The organism is Saccharothrix sp. ALI-22-I (assembly GCF_001984175.1).
GTDB lineage: Bacteria > Actinomycetota > Actinomycetes > Mycobacteriales > Pseudonocardiaceae > Actinosynnema.
Window position 1 is genome coordinate 370,492 of the sequence record NZ_MTQP01000069.1, and the last position, 16,481, is coordinate 386,972.

Sequence of the window (16,481 nt, forward strand, 5' to 3'; positions counted from 1 at the left end):
ACCGCATTTCCCGGCCGGCCCGGCGCAGGGACTCGACTACGCGTGGCTGAGGGTGTCGTCCCACTCGATCCGGTGGTCGAACTGCCAGGTGAACTTGGCCGGATCGACGAACTTGAACGCCAACGGCATCATGACGTCCCGCAGGACCCGGCCGATCGGACCGGCGGCCTTGTTGCGGTTGGTCCGCGCGGCCTGGGCGATGATCCGTTCCACCCGCACCCGGCGCATCGACTCATAGGTCCTGAACGCCTCGCCGTACGGCAGGTCGCGCAGGCAACGGGCCAGTTGCACCGCGCTCTCGAACGCCAGCGAAGCCCCCTGCCCGGAACTGGGTGACGTGGCGTGCGCGGCGTCCCCGACCAGCACCATCCGGCCACGGCTCCACGTCGGCACGCTCGGCACGTCCTCCAACCCGCCGGTCACGATGAGGGCAGCCGGGTCGGTGGCGGCGATCATCCGGGCGGCGGGCGTCCGGTCGGGGGCGAACGCCGTGGCCAGCACGTCCAGCCACTGCTCGGGGCCGGTGGCACGGGCTTCGGCGGTCGTCATCGGTGTCTTGTGGGGCAGGTTGGCGAACCAGCCGCCGGAGCCGTCGTCGTGGATCTGGTAGCCGAAGAACGCGCGCTTGCCCGAGACCAGCCGCATGGCGCCGTCGGTCGACGGTTCACCGGTCCGCGCCATCCGGGCGCCGAAGCCGAGCAGACCGGCGTAACGCGGTGCCGGCGCGTCCGGGTCGATGATCCGGCGCACGGTCGACCGGATGCCGTCGGCGCCGATCAGCAGATCGGAGTCCACTTCGGACCCGTCGGCGAAGTGCGCGGTGACGTGCGAGCCGTGATCGACGGCGTCCACGAGCTCCTTGCCGTGCTCGATGGTGACACCGCGCCGGACCGCTTCCTCGCGCAGCACGCGGTAGAGGTCGTAGCGCCACACCAGCAGTTGCGGCGGTTCGCTGCCGAATTGGCCGAGCGTCTTGCCCGTCCAGCTCTGCAACGCCATGGCGGTCATCGGCGTGCCGACGTCCCGCACCGCGTCGGCGAGACCCACGACGTCCAGCGCTTGCAGGCCGTTGGGCGCGATGCTCAACGCACCGCCCGAGCCGTCGGCCGTGTAGTCGTAGCGCTCGTGGACGGTCGCCTCGATCCCGGCCTTCCGCAACGCCATCGCGGCTACGGGTCCGCCGATGCCGCCCCCGATCACAGTCGCTCTCATGGTTCCTCCCCGTGGAAGCCCGCCCACAGCGGGCGCCAGTCCTCGATACGTGCCAGGAAGTGGCGGACGAACGCGATCTCGGCGTTCAGCATCGAGATGCGGTACTCCTCCTCGATGAGGAACAGCGGGTGCGCGTCGGCGCCGGCGATGACCGCCTTGGCCTCCTCCAGTTGCCGCCCGAGCCCGTCCAGCCGGTCGTGCAGGAGGGTGGTGACCTCGTCGGGGTGCAGCGCCCCGATCATGGACAGGGCCGCCACGAAGTGCGGGTACTCGTGCCGCGGTTCGGCGACGAGTTCGCGCATCCAGTCCTTGAGCTCCGCCCGCCCGGCGTCGGTCAACGCGTACACCGTCCGCTCGGGCCGTTGCCCTTCGCGTGACGTCTCCTGCTCGACGATGAACCCGGCCTTGGCGAGCTGCCCGAAGACCATGTAGAGCGAGCCGTGGGTGAACTTGATGCTGCGATCGTCCCCGTGGTCGCGCATGAGCCGGCTCAGCTCGTAGGGGTGCATGGGCTCCCGGACGAGATAGCCGAGCACCGCCAACCCGAGCAGGTTGCCGACCTTCCGCTTGGACTTCACCGCCACCTCCTAGTCAACTCTGACTATCCAATACTAACTAGTCAACGTCAACTATTACCCCTCATTACAACCCTACGTATGGGCCTGGTGACGCCGGGCTACTACTGGTTCGTTGGTACGCGGGAGCCTCCCCCTGTCACGCACGGCTCCCTTCCCTGCACACGAGGAGACCAACGATGTTCGTACGAAAGGCCGCACGTGTCGTCGTGACGGTGCTGGGTCTGCTGTTGCCGCTGGTCGCGGTGGCCGCACCCAGTGCGTCGGCGGACCCGCAGGCGCTGGTGCGCACGCTGTACTACGACGTCAGCCAGGCTCAGGAGTTCGCCGCGGACTGGGATCGGGCCGCGACGAACTGGAACAACTCGGTGGCCAACGTCAAGCTGGCCCCCCGGGCCACGGGCACGCCGACCAACATCCGCATCCTCGCGGACAACGGCTGGCCGCGGGCGTACGTCAGCTCGCTCGGCAACGGGACCGTCTACATGGGACGCCAGGCCGTGGACCAGGGCTACTACCGGCCCCGGATCGCGACGCACGAGATCGGGCACATCCTCGGCCTGCCGGACCGGCGGACCGGGCTGTGCGCCGACCTGATGTCCGGTTCCAGCGCGCCGACGTCGTGCCGCAACGACCTGCCCAACGCCGCGGAACGCGCCGAGGTCGAGCGCCGGTTCGCCGGTCAATTGGCCGCGGCGGACGCGGCGGACGTCCGTGCGGCGGGCTACCAGGGCACGGAGTGCTTCGTGTTCTGACGCTCGACCGGCCTCGTGGGGTGGCCCAGTGCCGTCTCACGGGGACCTGAAGGTTCGACTCTCGTGGTCTGAACGTTCAACTCGCCTGTTCTGAACGTTGGACACGCGCGTTCTGAACGTAGGACACGCGCGAGAGTCGAACGCTCAGGTAGGCCGAGTTCAACGCTCAGGTCAGGTCACGCGCGTCCTGAGTGTTGAACTCACGGGGACCTGAGTGTTCGACTCTCGCGGCCTGGGGGGTTCGACTCTCGGGTTAGCGGAGGGTGAGGGGGCGGAGGTCGGTCCAGTGGTCTTCGACGTAGGCGAGGCAGGCGTCGCGGGTGTCGGGACCGAAGCGGGGGGTCCAGCCGGCGGGGATGTCGGCGAACGAGGGCCACAGGGAGTGCTGGTCCTCGGCGTTGACGAGGACGTGGAAGCGGCCTTCGGGGTCTTCGAACGGGTTGGTCACGGCTCGATCCTCCGGTCAGGGTCGGTGGTCGCGCGGTGCAGGTGGTCCAGCACGGCGTCGGCCAGGTGTTGGGCAGTGGTCGGGGTGAACAGGTCGGTGGCGTAGACCAGGAAGCACGGCACGGGGCCGTCGTCCTGCGGTTCGTAGAAGCTGACGGTCAGTTCGGCCGGCGTGGTGCCGGTGGGCACGGCTTCGAGTGCGCCGGTGTCGCCTTCCAGCGTCGACAGGACCGCCTTCTCGTGGTGGACGATCATGATCTGCGGGTCGGCGGGCACCTGCACGTCGGCGTGGTCGAGTGCGGCCAGGTTGGTGGCGCGGATGCGGGCCAGCAGTTCGGTGTAGCCGGGGCTGCCGGCGGTGTCGGTGCGCAGCACGATCCGGTTGAAGAACGAGCCGACCAGATCGGCCAGCGCCTCCTCGGTCCGGCCGGCCACCATGGTCCCGATGGGGATGTCGGTGCCGTACGGCGTGAGCGCGGCGGCCACGGCCGCCTGCACGATCATGAACATGCTGGTGCCGGTCAGGGCCGCCAGCCGGTCGATGGACGCGTGCAGTGAAGCCGGGAGCGAGAACGGGATCACCTCGGCGGCGTAACGGCCCGACCGGCGCTCACCGGAGTAAGGCAGAGCGAGCACCGGAAGGTCGCGCAACGTCTCGTGCCAGAACGCGTGCTGCTTCTCCCCCACCGACTCCACGACGTCCAGCGACCACAACGTGTAGTCGGCATAGGTCACCGGCAACTCGGTCCACTGTGGAGCTTCACCGGCACGGCGGGCCGCGTAGGCGTGCTGGAGGTCGCGGAACAGCGGCACCACCGACCACTCGTCCACCGCGAGGTAGCTCATGGTCAGCAACAACGCCTGTGCACCGGACGCGTCCTCGACCAGCCGGGCCAACACGGGCGGCTGTGCGGTCAGGTCCACCGACTCGGCGGCGAACGCGGACAACGCGTCGTCCAACGCCACCACCGGCACCACCTCCAGCGGCGACACGGCCACGGCGCGCTGCACGTCCCCGTCCAGCACCGTGCGCAACGGCTCGTGACGACCGACGACGTCCGCGTACGCCGCGACGAGAGCGGGCACGTCGAACGGCGTCCGAGCACGCAGAGCCAGAGCGTGGTCCCAGGACGACGACACACGCCCCCGCTGCACGGGCGCCAACGGCAGGTCCACCGGCCGGTCGAACCGGCGCAACCGCGGCCGGGCCGACGTGGCGCCGGTCAGCCGCCCGGCCAGCCCGGCGACGGTCGGCGAGTCGAACACGTCGCGCAACGCGATGTCGACCCCGAACACCGACCGGATCTTGCCGACCAGCCGCATGGACGCCATCGAGTGGCCGCCGAGGGTGAAGAAGTTGTCGTGGATGCCCGGCGACACGCCCAACAGCTCGGCGAACAGCTCCGCGATCGCCTTCTGCTCCGGTGTCACCGGCCGGTCGTCGCCGGTCAGCGCGGACCAGTCCGGCTGGGGCAGGGCACGCCGGTCGAGCTTGCCGTTCGGCGTCAGCGGCAGCGGGCCGTCGAGGAAGATCACCGTGGCCGGGACCATGTACTCGGGAAGCCGTTCGGCGGCGAACGCCCGCAGGTCGTCCGTGGTCGAACCGACCACGTACCCGACGAGCCTGGTCACGTCACCCGTGCGGTCGGCGACGACGGCCGCCTGCGCCACGTCCGGGTGCCGGGCCAGGGCGGCCTCGATCTCCCCGAGTTCGATCCGGAACCCGCGGATCTTCACCTGGGTGTCGACGCGGCCCAGGAAGTCCAGGTTGCCGTCGGCACGCCAGCGCGCGCGGTCGCCGGTGCGGTACATGCGAGCGCCAGGCGGGCCGAACGGCGAGGCGACGAACCGGGACGCGGTCAGGGCCGGCCGGCCGAGGTAACCGCGGGCCAGGCCGCGTCCGGCCACGTACAGCTCGCCGACCACGCCGGGCGGCACCGGGCGCAGCCGGTCGTCCAGCACGTACACGGTGGTGTTGGGGTCGGGGATGCCGATGGGCACCGCCGTGTCCCAGTCCGGCCGCGCCTTCCACAGCGTGGAGTTGACCGTGGCCTCGGTGAGGCCGTAGGCGGCGAGCAGGTTGAGCCGTCCCGCCCAGCGGCCGATCACGTCCGGTGGCACGGTCTCGGTGCCGACCAGGATGGTGGAGCCCTCGGGCAGTTCGCAGTCGGCGGGCAGCGCGGACACCAGCGACGGCGGCAGGATCATGTGCGTGATCCGGCGGTCGCGCAGGAAGTCGGTGAGCTCCGGGCCGGCCACACGCACCTCGTCGGGCGCGAACACCAGCCGTCCGCCGACGCACAGCGCCATGGTCAGCTCGAACACTGCCACGTCGAACCCGACCGACGCGAACTGGAGCACCCGGCTCTCCGACGTGAGCCCCATCCGGTCGATGGCCGTCGCGGCGAGGCTGGAGATGCCCTCGTGCGGCACCACCACACCCTTCGGCCGACCCGTCGAGCCGGACGTGTAGATCACGTACATCGCGGAGTCCAGGGCGGGCGGCCCACCGTCCACAGCGGACTCGTCCAGCGCGGCCAGTTCCGCCACCACGGATGGCGAGTCCAGCAGCACGGCGGGCACCGGAACCGGCGCGGCGGACGTGGTCACGACGATCGAAGCCGCCGAGTCCTCGATCATGTACGTGATCCGGTCGGCCGGGTGGGACAGGTCGAGCGGCAGGTAAGCCGCGCCGAGCTTCAGGGTGGCCACGACGGTCGCGACCATGTCCGCCGACTTGGGCACCGCGATGCCCACCACCGACTCGCGGCCGACACCGCGTGCGGCGAGCAGTCGGGCGATCCGGTTGGACCGGGCGTCGAGCCAGGCGTAGCTGACCGACCGGCTGCGGTCGACCACGGCCACCGCGTCGGGTGTCGCGGCGACGCACCGGGCGAACATCGCCGTGAACGTCTCCTCCGCCACCACCCGGGCGGTCCGGTTGAACTCGTCCACCACGCGCCGGCGCTCGTCGGGAGCCAGCAGGTCCACCGCGCTCACCGGCGCGGACGGCGTGGCCAGCACGGCGTCGACCAGCGTGGTCAGCCGCGCGCCGAGGCGTTCGACGGTCACCCGGTCGAACAGGTCGGTCGCGTACTCCAGCCGGCACGTGACCGGCCCGTCGACCACCTCGGTGAAGCTGAACACCAGGTCGAACTTCGCGGTCGTGGTCTCGTGGCCGACCCACGTCACCGGCAGGCCGTCGAACGACCCCGCGTCACCGCCCCGGCTGTGGTAGCCGACCATCACCTGGAACAGCGGGTTGCGCGCCGCCGACCGGAGCGGGTTGAGCCGGTCCACCACGGCCTCGAACGGCACGTCCTGGTGCGAGAACGCGGCCAGCGACGTCTCCTTCACCCGCCCCACCAGGTCGGCGAAACTCGGGTCACCGGACAGGTCGGCCCGCAGCACGAGGGTGTTGACGAAGAACCCGACCAGGTCGTCCAACGCCTCATCGGTGCGACCCGCGATCGGCGCGCCCAACGGGATGTCGTCGCCCGCGCCGAGCCGACCCAGCAGAGCCGCCACAGCCGCCTGCAACACCATGAACATCGACGCACCGGACGTCTGCGCGAGCGCCCGCAGCCCGTCGGCCGTCTCCGGCTCGAACACGACTTCCAGGTCCGAGCCGTGGAACGTCGGCCGCGCCGGACGCGGCCGGTCCACCGGCAGCTCCAGCTCCTCGGGCACACCGGCCAACGCCCGCGCCCAGAAGTCCAGCTGCTCCTCGCCGACGACGTCGAGCACGTTCCGTTGCCACACGGTGTAGTCCGCGTACTGCACGGGCAGCGGCGTCCACCGCGGCGCTTCACCGGCCCGCCGCGCCCGGTACGCCGACGCGAGGTCGCGCAGGAACGGCCGGTCGGACCACTCATCGGTGGTGATGTGGTGCAGCAGGATGACGACCAGGTGCTCGTCCTCGCCCAGCGACGCGATCGTGACCCGCAACGGCAGCTCGGTGTGCAGGTCGAACGGCCGCTCGACCTCGTCGCGCACGATGCCGGGCACGTCGTCCTCAACAGCCGAACGCACTACCACCACGGGCGTGACGTCGTGCAGCACCCGCTGGAACGGCGCGCCCTCGTGCTCGCCGAACACCGTCCGCAGTGCCTCGTGCCGGTCGACCACGTCACCGAGGGCGGCGGTGAACGCGGGCACGTCCAGCGGGCCGTGCAGCTTGAACACCAGCGGGAAGTTGTACGCGGCGGACGTGCCCTCCATCTGCTGGATCAGCCACAGCCGCTGCTGCGCCGACGACAGCGGCAGCTCGGCGGGCCGTTCGACCGGCACCAGCGGCGGGCGCGCCGAACCGCCACCGGCCCGTGACGCCAGTTCGGCGACGGTGGGCGCGTCGAACAGGTCGCGGATCGCCAGTTCGACGCCCAGCGCCGACCGGGCCCGGCTGATCAGCCGGGTGGCGAGCAGCGAGTGGCCGCCGAGGTCGAAGAAGTTGTCCTCCACACCCACCGACGGCACGCCGAGGATGTCGGCGAACAACCCGCACAGCACTTCCTCTTCACGGGTCGCGGCGGCACGCGACGACGCGCCGCCTGCCACCACGGGCTTCGGCAGGGCGCGCACGTCGAGTTTGCCGTTCACGGTCAGCGGCAGCGCGTCCACCGGCATGATCGCGGCGGGCACCATGTAGTCGGGCAGGCCGGACTTGAGGCCGTCCTTCAACACCGCCGGTTCGACGGAGGACACCACGTACCCGATGAGCCGCTTCACGCCACCAGGACCGGCGTCCACCACGACCGCCGCGTGCGTCACGCCCGGCTGGGCGGCCAGCGCCGACTCGACCTCGCCCAGCTCGACCCGGTAGCCGCGGATCTTGACCTGGTCGTCGGTGCGGCCGAGGAAGTCCAGGTTGCCGGCCGAAGACCTGCTTGCGGGGTCGAGCGAAGACACAGCACGGGCGCGCACCAGGTCACCCGTGCGGTACATGCGGGTTCCGGGCGGGCCGTACGGGTCGGCGACGAACCGCTCGGCGGTCAGGCCGAACCGGTCGTGGTAGCCGCGGGCCAGGCCGATGCCCGCGATGTACAGCTCACCGGGCGAGCCGGGCGGCACCGGCCGCAGGTGCGCGTCCAGCACGTACGCGCGGGTGTTCCGGATCGCCTTGCCGACCGTCGCCGTCTCACTGTCCTCAGTGGACGCGCCGAGCGTGTTGATCGTGTACTCGGTCGGCCCGTACAGGTTGTATCCGTACGTGCCGGGGGTTTCGCGCAGCCGCTGCCACACCGATTCCGGCACGGCCTCGCCGCCCAGCAGCACCAGCGCGGGCACGTGGTTGTCCAGCAGACCCTCTTCGATGAGCAGCTGGGCGTAGGTCGGGGTCACGTTGACCACGTCGATCAGGTGCTCGTCGCAGTACGCGACCAGGGCCGCCGCGTCACGGCGCAGCTCCTCGTCGCACACGTGCACCTCGTGACCCTCGACCAGCCACAGCAGTTCTTCCCACGACATGTCGAACGCGAACGACACGGTGTGCGCGATGCGCAGCCGCCGTCCCCCGGCCGCCGCGATGGCGGGTGCGAAGATCGCCTGCTGGTGGTTGAGCTGCATGTTCGTCAGACCGCGGTACGGCGTGACCACGCCCTTCGGGCGACCGGTCGAGCCGGACGTGTAGATCACGTACGCCGGGTGCTCCAACGAGAACCGCGGCCACTCCACGTCAGCGGGCACGTCGTCCGGGTCCAGATCGTCCGGGCCCAGATCGTCCAGGCACAGCGCGTCCGGCACCAGGCCGACCGCCGTGGTCGACAGCACGCACAGCGGCTTGGTGTCCTCGATCATCAGCAGCAGCCGGTCGGCCGGGTGGTCGAGGTCCAGCGGCAGGTAGGCGGCGCCGGTGCGCAGCACCGCGAACAACGCCACCACCATCTCGGTGGTGCGCGGCAACGCCAGCGCGACCACCCGTTCCGGCCCCGCGCCCCGGCTGATCAGCAGCCGGGCCAGGGTGTCGATCCGGTCCTGCAACTCGGCGTAGGTCAGCCGCTCGTCACCGAACACCAGCGCGGTCGCGTCCGGCGTCTTGCGCGCCTGGGCGACCAGCAGGTCGGCGACGGTGTCCTCGATCATCGAGTCGGCGCTGGCGTCCCACTCGGCGGCCAACGCGCGGCGCTCGTGGTCGGGCAGCACGTCGAGCGCGCCGAGCAGCGCGTCCGGCGCGTCGACCAGCCGTTCCAGCACGGTCGTGTACCGGGCGAGCAGGGCCTCGGCCGCGTCGGTGGCGAAGATGTCCGGCCGGGAGGCGAGCGTGACGCGGGTGCGGGCGCCCGGCGTGATGATGAGCGTCAGCGGGAAGTGCGTGCCGTCCACATTGGACACGTCGAGCACGCCGTACTCGTCGGACAGCTCGTTCTGCCGGTCTTCGCCGTCACCGGTGCGCAGCACGAACAGCGTGTCGAACAGCTGCCGGTGCCCGGCTTCCTGCTGGATCTCACCGAGGCCGACGTGCTCGTAGGACATCAGCGCGGTCCGCTCGGCCTGGATGCGCCGCAGCAGCTCCAGCACGGTCTCGCGGGGGTTGACCGCGATCCGGGTGGGGATGGTGTTGAGGAACATGCCGATGACGTGCTCGACGCCGTCGACCTCGACCGGGCGGCCCGCGACGGCGGTGCCGAACACCACGTCGTCCCGGCCGACCTGACTGGCCAGCACCAGCGCCCAGGCGGCGTTGAACACGGCGTTGGCGGTCAGGCCGTGCTGCCGGGCCTGCGTCCTGATCCGGTCGGTCAGGTCCTCGGTCAACTCCCGGTGGAACTCGGCCGGGATGACCGGCTCGCGAGAGCGGTCCACCGGCGCGACCAGGGTCGGCTCGCGCAGGCCGGACAGGGCGGTGCGCCACGCTCGCCGTGCGGCGTCGTGGTCCTGGCGGGCCAGCCACGTCAGGTAGTCGCGGTAGGAGCCGGGCGGCGGCAGTTCGGCTTCGACGTCCCGGTACAGCTCCAGCAGCTGCTCCAGGAACAGCCACGCCGACCAGCCGTCCCACAGGATCAGGTGGTGGGTGATGACGAGCCGGTCGCGGCCGTCGGGCAGCCGCAGCACCAGGAACCGGCACAGCGGCGGCGCGGCCAGGTCGAACCGCTCGCGCCGGTCGGCGGCCAGCACGTCGGACATCCCGGCTTCGTCGGCCAGGTCGACCACGCGCAGCGGGATCTCCAGGCCGGGCGCGATGAACTGCACCGGTGCCGGAACGCCGTCGCTGGTGAAACCGGCGCGCAGGCTCGGGTTGCGGTCCAGCAGGGCGGCGCCCGCGCGGCGCAGCCGGTCGACGTCGAGCCGGCCGGCGAAGTCCATCGTCTCCTGGGAGAGGTAGACGTCGAGCGCGTCGGTGTCGTAGCTGGAGTGGAAGTACAGGCCCTCCTGCAACGGCGAGAGCGGCCAGACGTCCTCCGCCTCGGGCAGGGCGCGGCGCTGTTCGGCGGTCAGCACGAGCAGCGGGGCGTCCACGACCGTGTTCGTGACGCTCTCGACGGCCGCGAGTGCGGCCACCGTGCGGTGCTCGAACACGTCACGCGGGCTGATCCCGATACCGAGCTTGCGGGCCCGGCTGGACACCGCGATGGACGTGATGCTGTCGCCGCCGAGCACGAAGAAATCGTCGTCCACGCCGAGTTCGGTCACTCCGAGCACGTGGGCGAACACCTCGCACAGCAGGCGTTCCCGCTCGGTCTCCGGCGCACGGCGTTCGGTCTTCACGACGGTCGGCGACGGCAGGGCGTTCTGGTCGAGCTTGCCGCTGGGCGTGAGCGGGAAGTCCGGCAACGCCACCAGGGCGTGCGGGACCATCGCGGCGGGCAGGGCTTCGGCGATCCCGGCGCGCAGCGCGTCGAGGTCCACGTCTGCCGGGGTCACGTAACCCAGGAGCTGGTTGTCCCGGGCGATCACGGCGGCGCGCCGGACACCGGGCAGCTTGCCCAGCGCGGACTCGACCTCGCCCAGTTCGATCCGGTTGCCGCGCACCTTGACCTGCCGGTCGGTGCGACCGAGGTAGACGATCGCGCCGTCCGGTCGGCGCACCACCAGGTCACCGGTGCGGTACATGCGGGAGCCCGGCCCACCGAACGGGTTGGCCACGAACCGCTCGGCCGTGAGCGCGAACCGGCCGTGGTAGCCCATGGCGAGCTGCACGCCCGCCAGGTACAGCTCACCCGGCACACCGGTCGGGACGGGCCGCAGGAACGGGTCGAGCACGTGCAGCTGGGTGTTCCACACCGGGCGGCCGATCGGCACGGCCGGGTCGGGCGCGGCGTCGTACTCGAAGTAGGTGACGTCGACGGCGGCCTCGGTGGGGCCGTAGAGGTTGTGCAGCGGCACGGCGGTCAGTTCGAGCCAACGGCCGGCCACGTCACCGGTCAACGCCTCACCGCTGCTGAAGATCCGGCGCAGGCTCGCCGACCACGCGGCGCTCTCGTAGACCTCGGGGACGCCGAGGAACGCGGCCAGCATCGACGGCACGAAGTGCAGCGTGGTGATCCGCTCCTGCCGGATCAGCTCGGCCAGGTAGGCGGGGTCGCGGTGGCCGTCCGGCCTGGCGAGCACGACGGCCGCGCCTTCGCACAGCGCCCAGAAGAACTCCCACACGGATACGTCGAAGCTCGACGGGGTCTTCTGGAGCACGCGGTCGTCGGCAGCCAGGCCGTACTCGTGCTGCATCCACGCCAGGCGGTTCACGATCGCACGGTGCGTGACCACGACGCCCTTGGGTCGTCCGGTCGAGCCGGAGGTGTAGATCAGGTAGGCGGCCTGGTCGGGTCGGACGGCGGGCAGTTCGACGTCCGGTGCCGTGGTTCCGGTGCAGTCTTCGGGGCGCACGACGGTCGTCGCGCCCGAGTCGGCGAGCATGAACTCGATGCGGTCGGCCGGGTAGTCGAGGTCGAGCGGCAGGTAGGCGGCGCCGGATTTGAGCACGCCCAGCAACGCCACCATCAGTTCGGCCGACCGGGGCACGGCGACGCCGACGACGTCACCGGCGTTTTCGGCTCGGAGCCTGCGTGCCAGGGCGGTGGCTCGGCGGTCCAGTTCGGAGTAGGTGAGGGAGACACCGTCGTAGACGACCGCGACGGCGTCCGGGGTGCGGGCGGTCTGGGCGGCGATCCGGCTGACCAGCGTGCCTTCCGGCACGTCGGCGGCGGTCGCGTTCAGCTCGGCGAACCAGTCGGTTTCGCGCGCGGAGACCAGGTCGAGGCTCGCCACCGGCCGGTCGGGGGTGGTGGCGAACGCGGACAGCAGCCCGACCAGCCGTTCGCCGAGGGCGGCGACTTCGGCGTCCGGGAGGCGGTGCTTGAGGCGCAGTTCGATGCGCTCGCCGGGCAGGACGACCAGGGCGAGCGGGTAGTGGACCTGGTCGCGGATCTCGACGTCGTCCACCACGTCCGGGAAGTTCTCGACCACGACGAGCGTGTCGAACAGCTCACCGTGCCCGGTGACTCGCTGGATCTCGGCCAGGCCGAGGTGCTGGTGGTCCAGCAGGCGAGCCTGCTCGTCCTGGAAGTGCCGGAAGACGGTGGCGAGGCTGTCCCCACCCCGCCACCGCTGTCGGACGGGCACGGTGTTGATGAACAGGCCGACCGCGTTCTCGATCCCAGGCACTTCAGCCGGGCGCCCCGCGACCGTGGTGCCGTAGACGACATCCGCACGGCCGGTGAGACCGCCGAGCAGCAGACCCCACGCGCCGTGCAGAACCGTGCTGAGCGTAAGTCCACGCCGACGCGCCTCGCCCACCAACGACGCGCTCAGCTCGGCAGGTAGCCGCACGCGGTGTTGCCCGTGGCGCGGCGAGACCTCGAACTCGGCCAACGGCAATGCTTCGCGGGCGTCCCCTCCCAGGGGACCCCTGCTTTTATTCTGCCGGCCGGGTCCGACAATTCCGGTCGCGGCGATCGCGGCTGTGGACAGGCCGGCGATCTTGGTCGGCTCGTCCACACCGGACAGGGCTGCGCGCCAGGCGGCATGTGCCGCGTCCCGGTCACGAGTCGCCAGCCACGCGAAGTAGCGTCGGTGGTCGACCGGCTCGACCCGGCCACCGACCAGTTCCCGCCGCAGCAGGCCGACCGACCACCCGTCGAGCAGGATGTGGTGCAGGGTCAGCACGAGCCGGCCACCGTGCCGAGCGGCACGCATCAGCGGCGGCTGGGACAGGTCGAAGCCGTCGGCGCGTTCCGCAGCCAGCACGTCTTCCAGATCGTCAGAGACCGGGTAGTCGCGCCAAGGCAGCGTCAACGCCTCCGCGATCACCTGCTCCACGCGCCCCCGGTCGGTCTGCCGGAAACCGGCCCGCAGCAACAGGTGCCGGTCCAGCAGGCCCTGTACGTCCTCCCTGCCGACATCGAGAGTCAGCACTTCCTGCACCACGTACGAGTCATCCGTGTCGTACTGCGCGTGGAAGAAGAACCCCTCCTGCAACGGCGACACCGGCAACACATCGGTGTCGAACCCGGTCAGCTCGACCTCGGGCACGGCCTCACGGGCGACACGGGCCAGCGCGGCCACGGTCCGGTGCTCGAACACCTCTCGCGGCGTGATCACCAGGCCGGCGTCACGAGCCCGCGACACCAACTGCATCGTGACGATGCTGTCGCCGCCGAGCTCGAAGAAGTTGTCGTGGATACCGGGCGTCAGACCGAGCACGACCTCGACGAGGTCCACCAAAGTCTGCTCGACGGGATTCGTGGCCGGCGCGTCACCGCCCAGCGTGGTCCAGTCCGGCGAGGGAAGCGCCGCGCGGTCCAGCTTGCCGTTCGGCGTCAACGGCAGCGGCCCGGTCAGCGGCATCACCACGGACGGCACCATGTACTCCGGCAACGCCCCCGCGACGTGCTCGCGCGCGTCCACCGGCGAAGCCGACCCGACCACGTACGCGACCAGCCGCTTCACCCGCCGGTGGTCCTCCCGCACCAGCACGGCGGCCTGCGTGATGTCCGGGTGCGCCATGAGGACGCTCTCGACCTCACCCGGCTCGATCCGGAAACCACGGATCTTCACCTGGCCATCGGCCCGACCCAGGAAGTCGATGTTCCCGTCGGCACGCCACCGAGCGCGGTCACCCGTCCGGTACATACGTGCGCCCGCAGCACCGAACGGGTCGGCCACGAACCGGGACGCGGTCAACGCCGCCTGCCCCCGGTAACCACGCGCGAGACCACGCCCGCCGACGTACAGCTCACCCTCGACACCCACCGGCACCGGCCGCAACGCCGAGTCGAGGATGTAGCAGCGGGTGTTGGGGTCCGGCACGCCGATCGGCACCGGCCCGGTCCAATCCTGCTGGGCGGCCCACAAAGTCGAGTTGACCGTGGCCTCCGTGAGGCCGTAAGCGGCGACCACGCGCAGCCGACGCGCCCACCGGGCGATCAGCTCGGTCGGCACGGTCTCGGTGCCGACGATCAACACCGCACCCTCGGGCAGCTCGCACTCCGCCGGCAGCGCCGCGACCAGCGACGGCGGCAGGATCATGTGCGTGGCCCCATGCGCAGCGATGTACGAGGTCAGCGCCTCACCCGCGACCCGCCGATGCGACGGCACGACGATCGCCCGACCGCCGACGCCCAGCGACATGCACAGGTCCCACACGGCCACGTCGAAGCCGACGGACGCGAACTGCACGACCCGGCTGTCCGCGGTGATGCCGATCCGGTCCAACGCGGTCGCGATGAGGCTGCCGATGCCCTCGTGCGTCACCACGACACCCTTGGGCCGGCCGGTCGAGCCGGACGTGTAGATCACGTACGCGGCCTGGTCCAGCGCGATGTCCAGCCCGAGATCGGTGCCATCGGAGGGCAGCTCGAACCGCGACTCCGGCGTGATGACCAGCTTCGCGCCCGCGTCGGCCACCATGTAGTCGACGCGATCACGCGGGTGGTCGAGGTCCAGCGGCAGGTAGGCGGCCCCCGCCTTCATCACCGCGAGCAGCGTGACGACCAGGTCGGCCGACCGCGGCAACGCCACGCCCACCACGTCTTCCAGCTGCACGCCCTGCGACAGCAAAGCGCGGGCGAGCCGGTTCGCGGCGAAGTTCAGCTCGGCATAGGTCAGTTGCACGTCCTCGCACACGACCGCGACGGCGTCCGGAGTGCGGGCTACCTGGCGTTCGAACGCGCCCGGCCACGTCACCTCGTCCACTTCACGCGGCGACGTGCCGAACTCCAGCAGCCGCGCGCGTTCCGAGGGATCGACCAGGTCGATCAACGCCACCGGCTGGTCCGGATCGGCGTCGAGCACGCGCAGGAACCGCCGCTGGTGGTCGGCCAGTTCCTCCGCCGTGCACACGGCGGCGTTCGCCTCGAACGTGACGACCAGGCTTCCGTCGGCGCGCTGGAGGAACGACGTGGTGAGGTCGTTGACCGGCCCCAACGACAGCACGTGGAACGTGGGGTCGAGGTCGCCGAACTCGATCTCCCGGCCGAAGCCCAGGTAGTTGACCGTCGGCCCGACCAGCTCGGGGATTCCGTCGCGCAGGCCCAGTTCGCGGGCCAGGTCCTCGCCCCGGTAGGCGCTGTGCGGGATGACCTCGCGGATCTCCCGGTCGATGTCGGCGATCAGGCCGGTGATGGTGCTGTCCGGCCGCACGGTGACGCGCAGCGGCAGCACGGTGGACGCCATGCCGGGCGTGACCCGGCTGACCGCGTCCCGCCGACCGGTCATCGGCATGGCCAGCACCAGGTCGGACGCGCCGGTCACGCGGTGGGCGTAGGTGGCGACGGCGGCGATGACCTGCCGTGAGGACAGCGGATCGGGCAGTTCGACGGTCCGGCGGATGACCTCGCGCACCTGCCCGGCGGCACGCGGCACGAGCCGCACCGGCTCCGGGTGGTCGGCCATCTTCGCGAGCCAGAACGCCCGGTCCTCCTCGCGCGCCGGGGACTGGCGGTACGAGAGGTCGGCGTCGACCAACGCCTCCACCGGCTTGGGGCTCGGCTCGTCGGAACCCGCGTAGATCCGGCCGGCGCGCTGGGTGATCAACACCCACCCGTAGGCGTCCACCGCGAGGTGGTGGTAGCGCTGGTACCAGAGCACGTGGTCGTCGGCGATGCGCAGGAACGCCTGGTGGAACAGCGGGCCGCGGGTGATGTCGGTCAGCCGCTTGAGGTCGTCGTCCATCCACGCCCGCGCGCCGGCGAGCGAGTCGAACGACAGGTGCGTGATGTCGGTGGTCACCGGCGCCGGGACCTGACCCTGCTCGGTGAACCGGACGTGCAGCGCGCCGGTTTCGGCGACCGCCTGCCGGACGGCCGCCTCCAGCCGGTCGTGGTCGACCGCGCCGCGCAGCTCCAGGTACCAGGCCACGTTGTAGACGGGGTTGTCGGGCTCCAGCTGCTGTGCCAACCAGACACCCGTCTGAGCACCGGTCAAGGGCAGAGCCATGGTCACAACCTTCCCCGCATGTTCCCGACTTCACCGGCACCGACTTCACCGGCACCGACTTCACCGCGCCGAGTTCGCCGGCACCGGCTTCTGCGCCGACTTCTCTTGGACAAGCCACGGGTGG

The 16,481-nt window shown here is 71.0% G+C and carries 5 protein-coding genes; 1 reads left to right on the forward strand and 4 read right to left on the reverse strand.

All coding sequences use genetic code 11. The features are described from left to right. Positions 1 to 36 precede the first annotated feature (36 nt). Together ALI22I_RS43840 and ALI22I_RS43845 are read right to left on the reverse strand one after the other, a co-directional pair. Positions 37 to 1,212 (reverse strand): FAD-dependent oxidoreductase, encoded by a 1,176-nt coding sequence (locus ALI22I_RS43840; protein ID WP_077011484.1) that lies wholly within the window; start codon positions 1,210 to 1,212, stop codon positions 37 to 39. Beyond that, entirely contained in the window at positions 1,209 to 1,790 is a 582-nt protein-coding gene (locus ALI22I_RS43845) for a PadR family transcriptional regulator (RefSeq protein ID WP_077012046.1), read from the reverse strand. Before ALI22I_RS43845 ends, ALI22I_RS43840 begins: the two co-directional genes overlap by 4 nt. Positions 1,791 to 1,966: 176 nt before the next feature. Between ALI22I_RS43845 and ALI22I_RS43850 the strand changes: the two genes are divergently transcribed. Then, entirely contained in the window at positions 1,967 to 2,542 is a 576-nt protein-coding gene (locus tag ALI22I_RS43850) for a snapalysin family zinc-dependent metalloprotease (RefSeq protein ID WP_077011485.1), read from the forward strand. Between the two features lie 253 nt (positions 2,543 to 2,795). Here the strand turns inward: ALI22I_RS43850 and ALI22I_RS43855 are convergent, their stop codons facing one another. Both ALI22I_RS43855 and ALI22I_RS43860 read right to left on the reverse strand, forming a co-directional pair. Then, positions 2,796 to 2,990, reverse strand: coding sequence for an MbtH family protein (locus tag ALI22I_RS43855; protein ID WP_077011486.1), 195 nt, complete (start codon positions 2,988 to 2,990; stop codon positions 2,796 to 2,798). Continuing rightward, positions 2,987 to 16,357 (reverse strand): non-ribosomal peptide synthetase, encoded by a 13,371-nt coding sequence (locus ALI22I_RS43860; RefSeq protein WP_077011487.1) that lies wholly within the window; start codon positions 16,355 to 16,357, stop codon positions 2,987 to 2,989. Before ALI22I_RS43860 ends, ALI22I_RS43855 begins: the two co-directional genes overlap by 4 nt. Positions 16,358 to 16,481 lie beyond the last annotated feature (124 nt).

Excerpts from the sequence above, each read along its gene's own strand:
- ALI22I_RS43840 (WP_077011484.1), bottom strand. The coding sequence starts at position 1,212 with ATGAGAGCGACTGTGATCGGGGGCGGCATCGGCGGACCCGTAGCCGCG.
- ALI22I_RS43850 (WP_077011485.1), top strand. The coding sequence starts at position 1,967 with ATGTTCGTACGAAAGGCCGCACGTGTCGTCGTGACGGTGCTGGGTCTG.
- ALI22I_RS43860 (WP_077011487.1), bottom strand. The coding sequence starts at position 16,357 with ATGGCTCTGCCCTTGACCGGTGCTCAGACGGGTGTCTGGTTGGCACAG.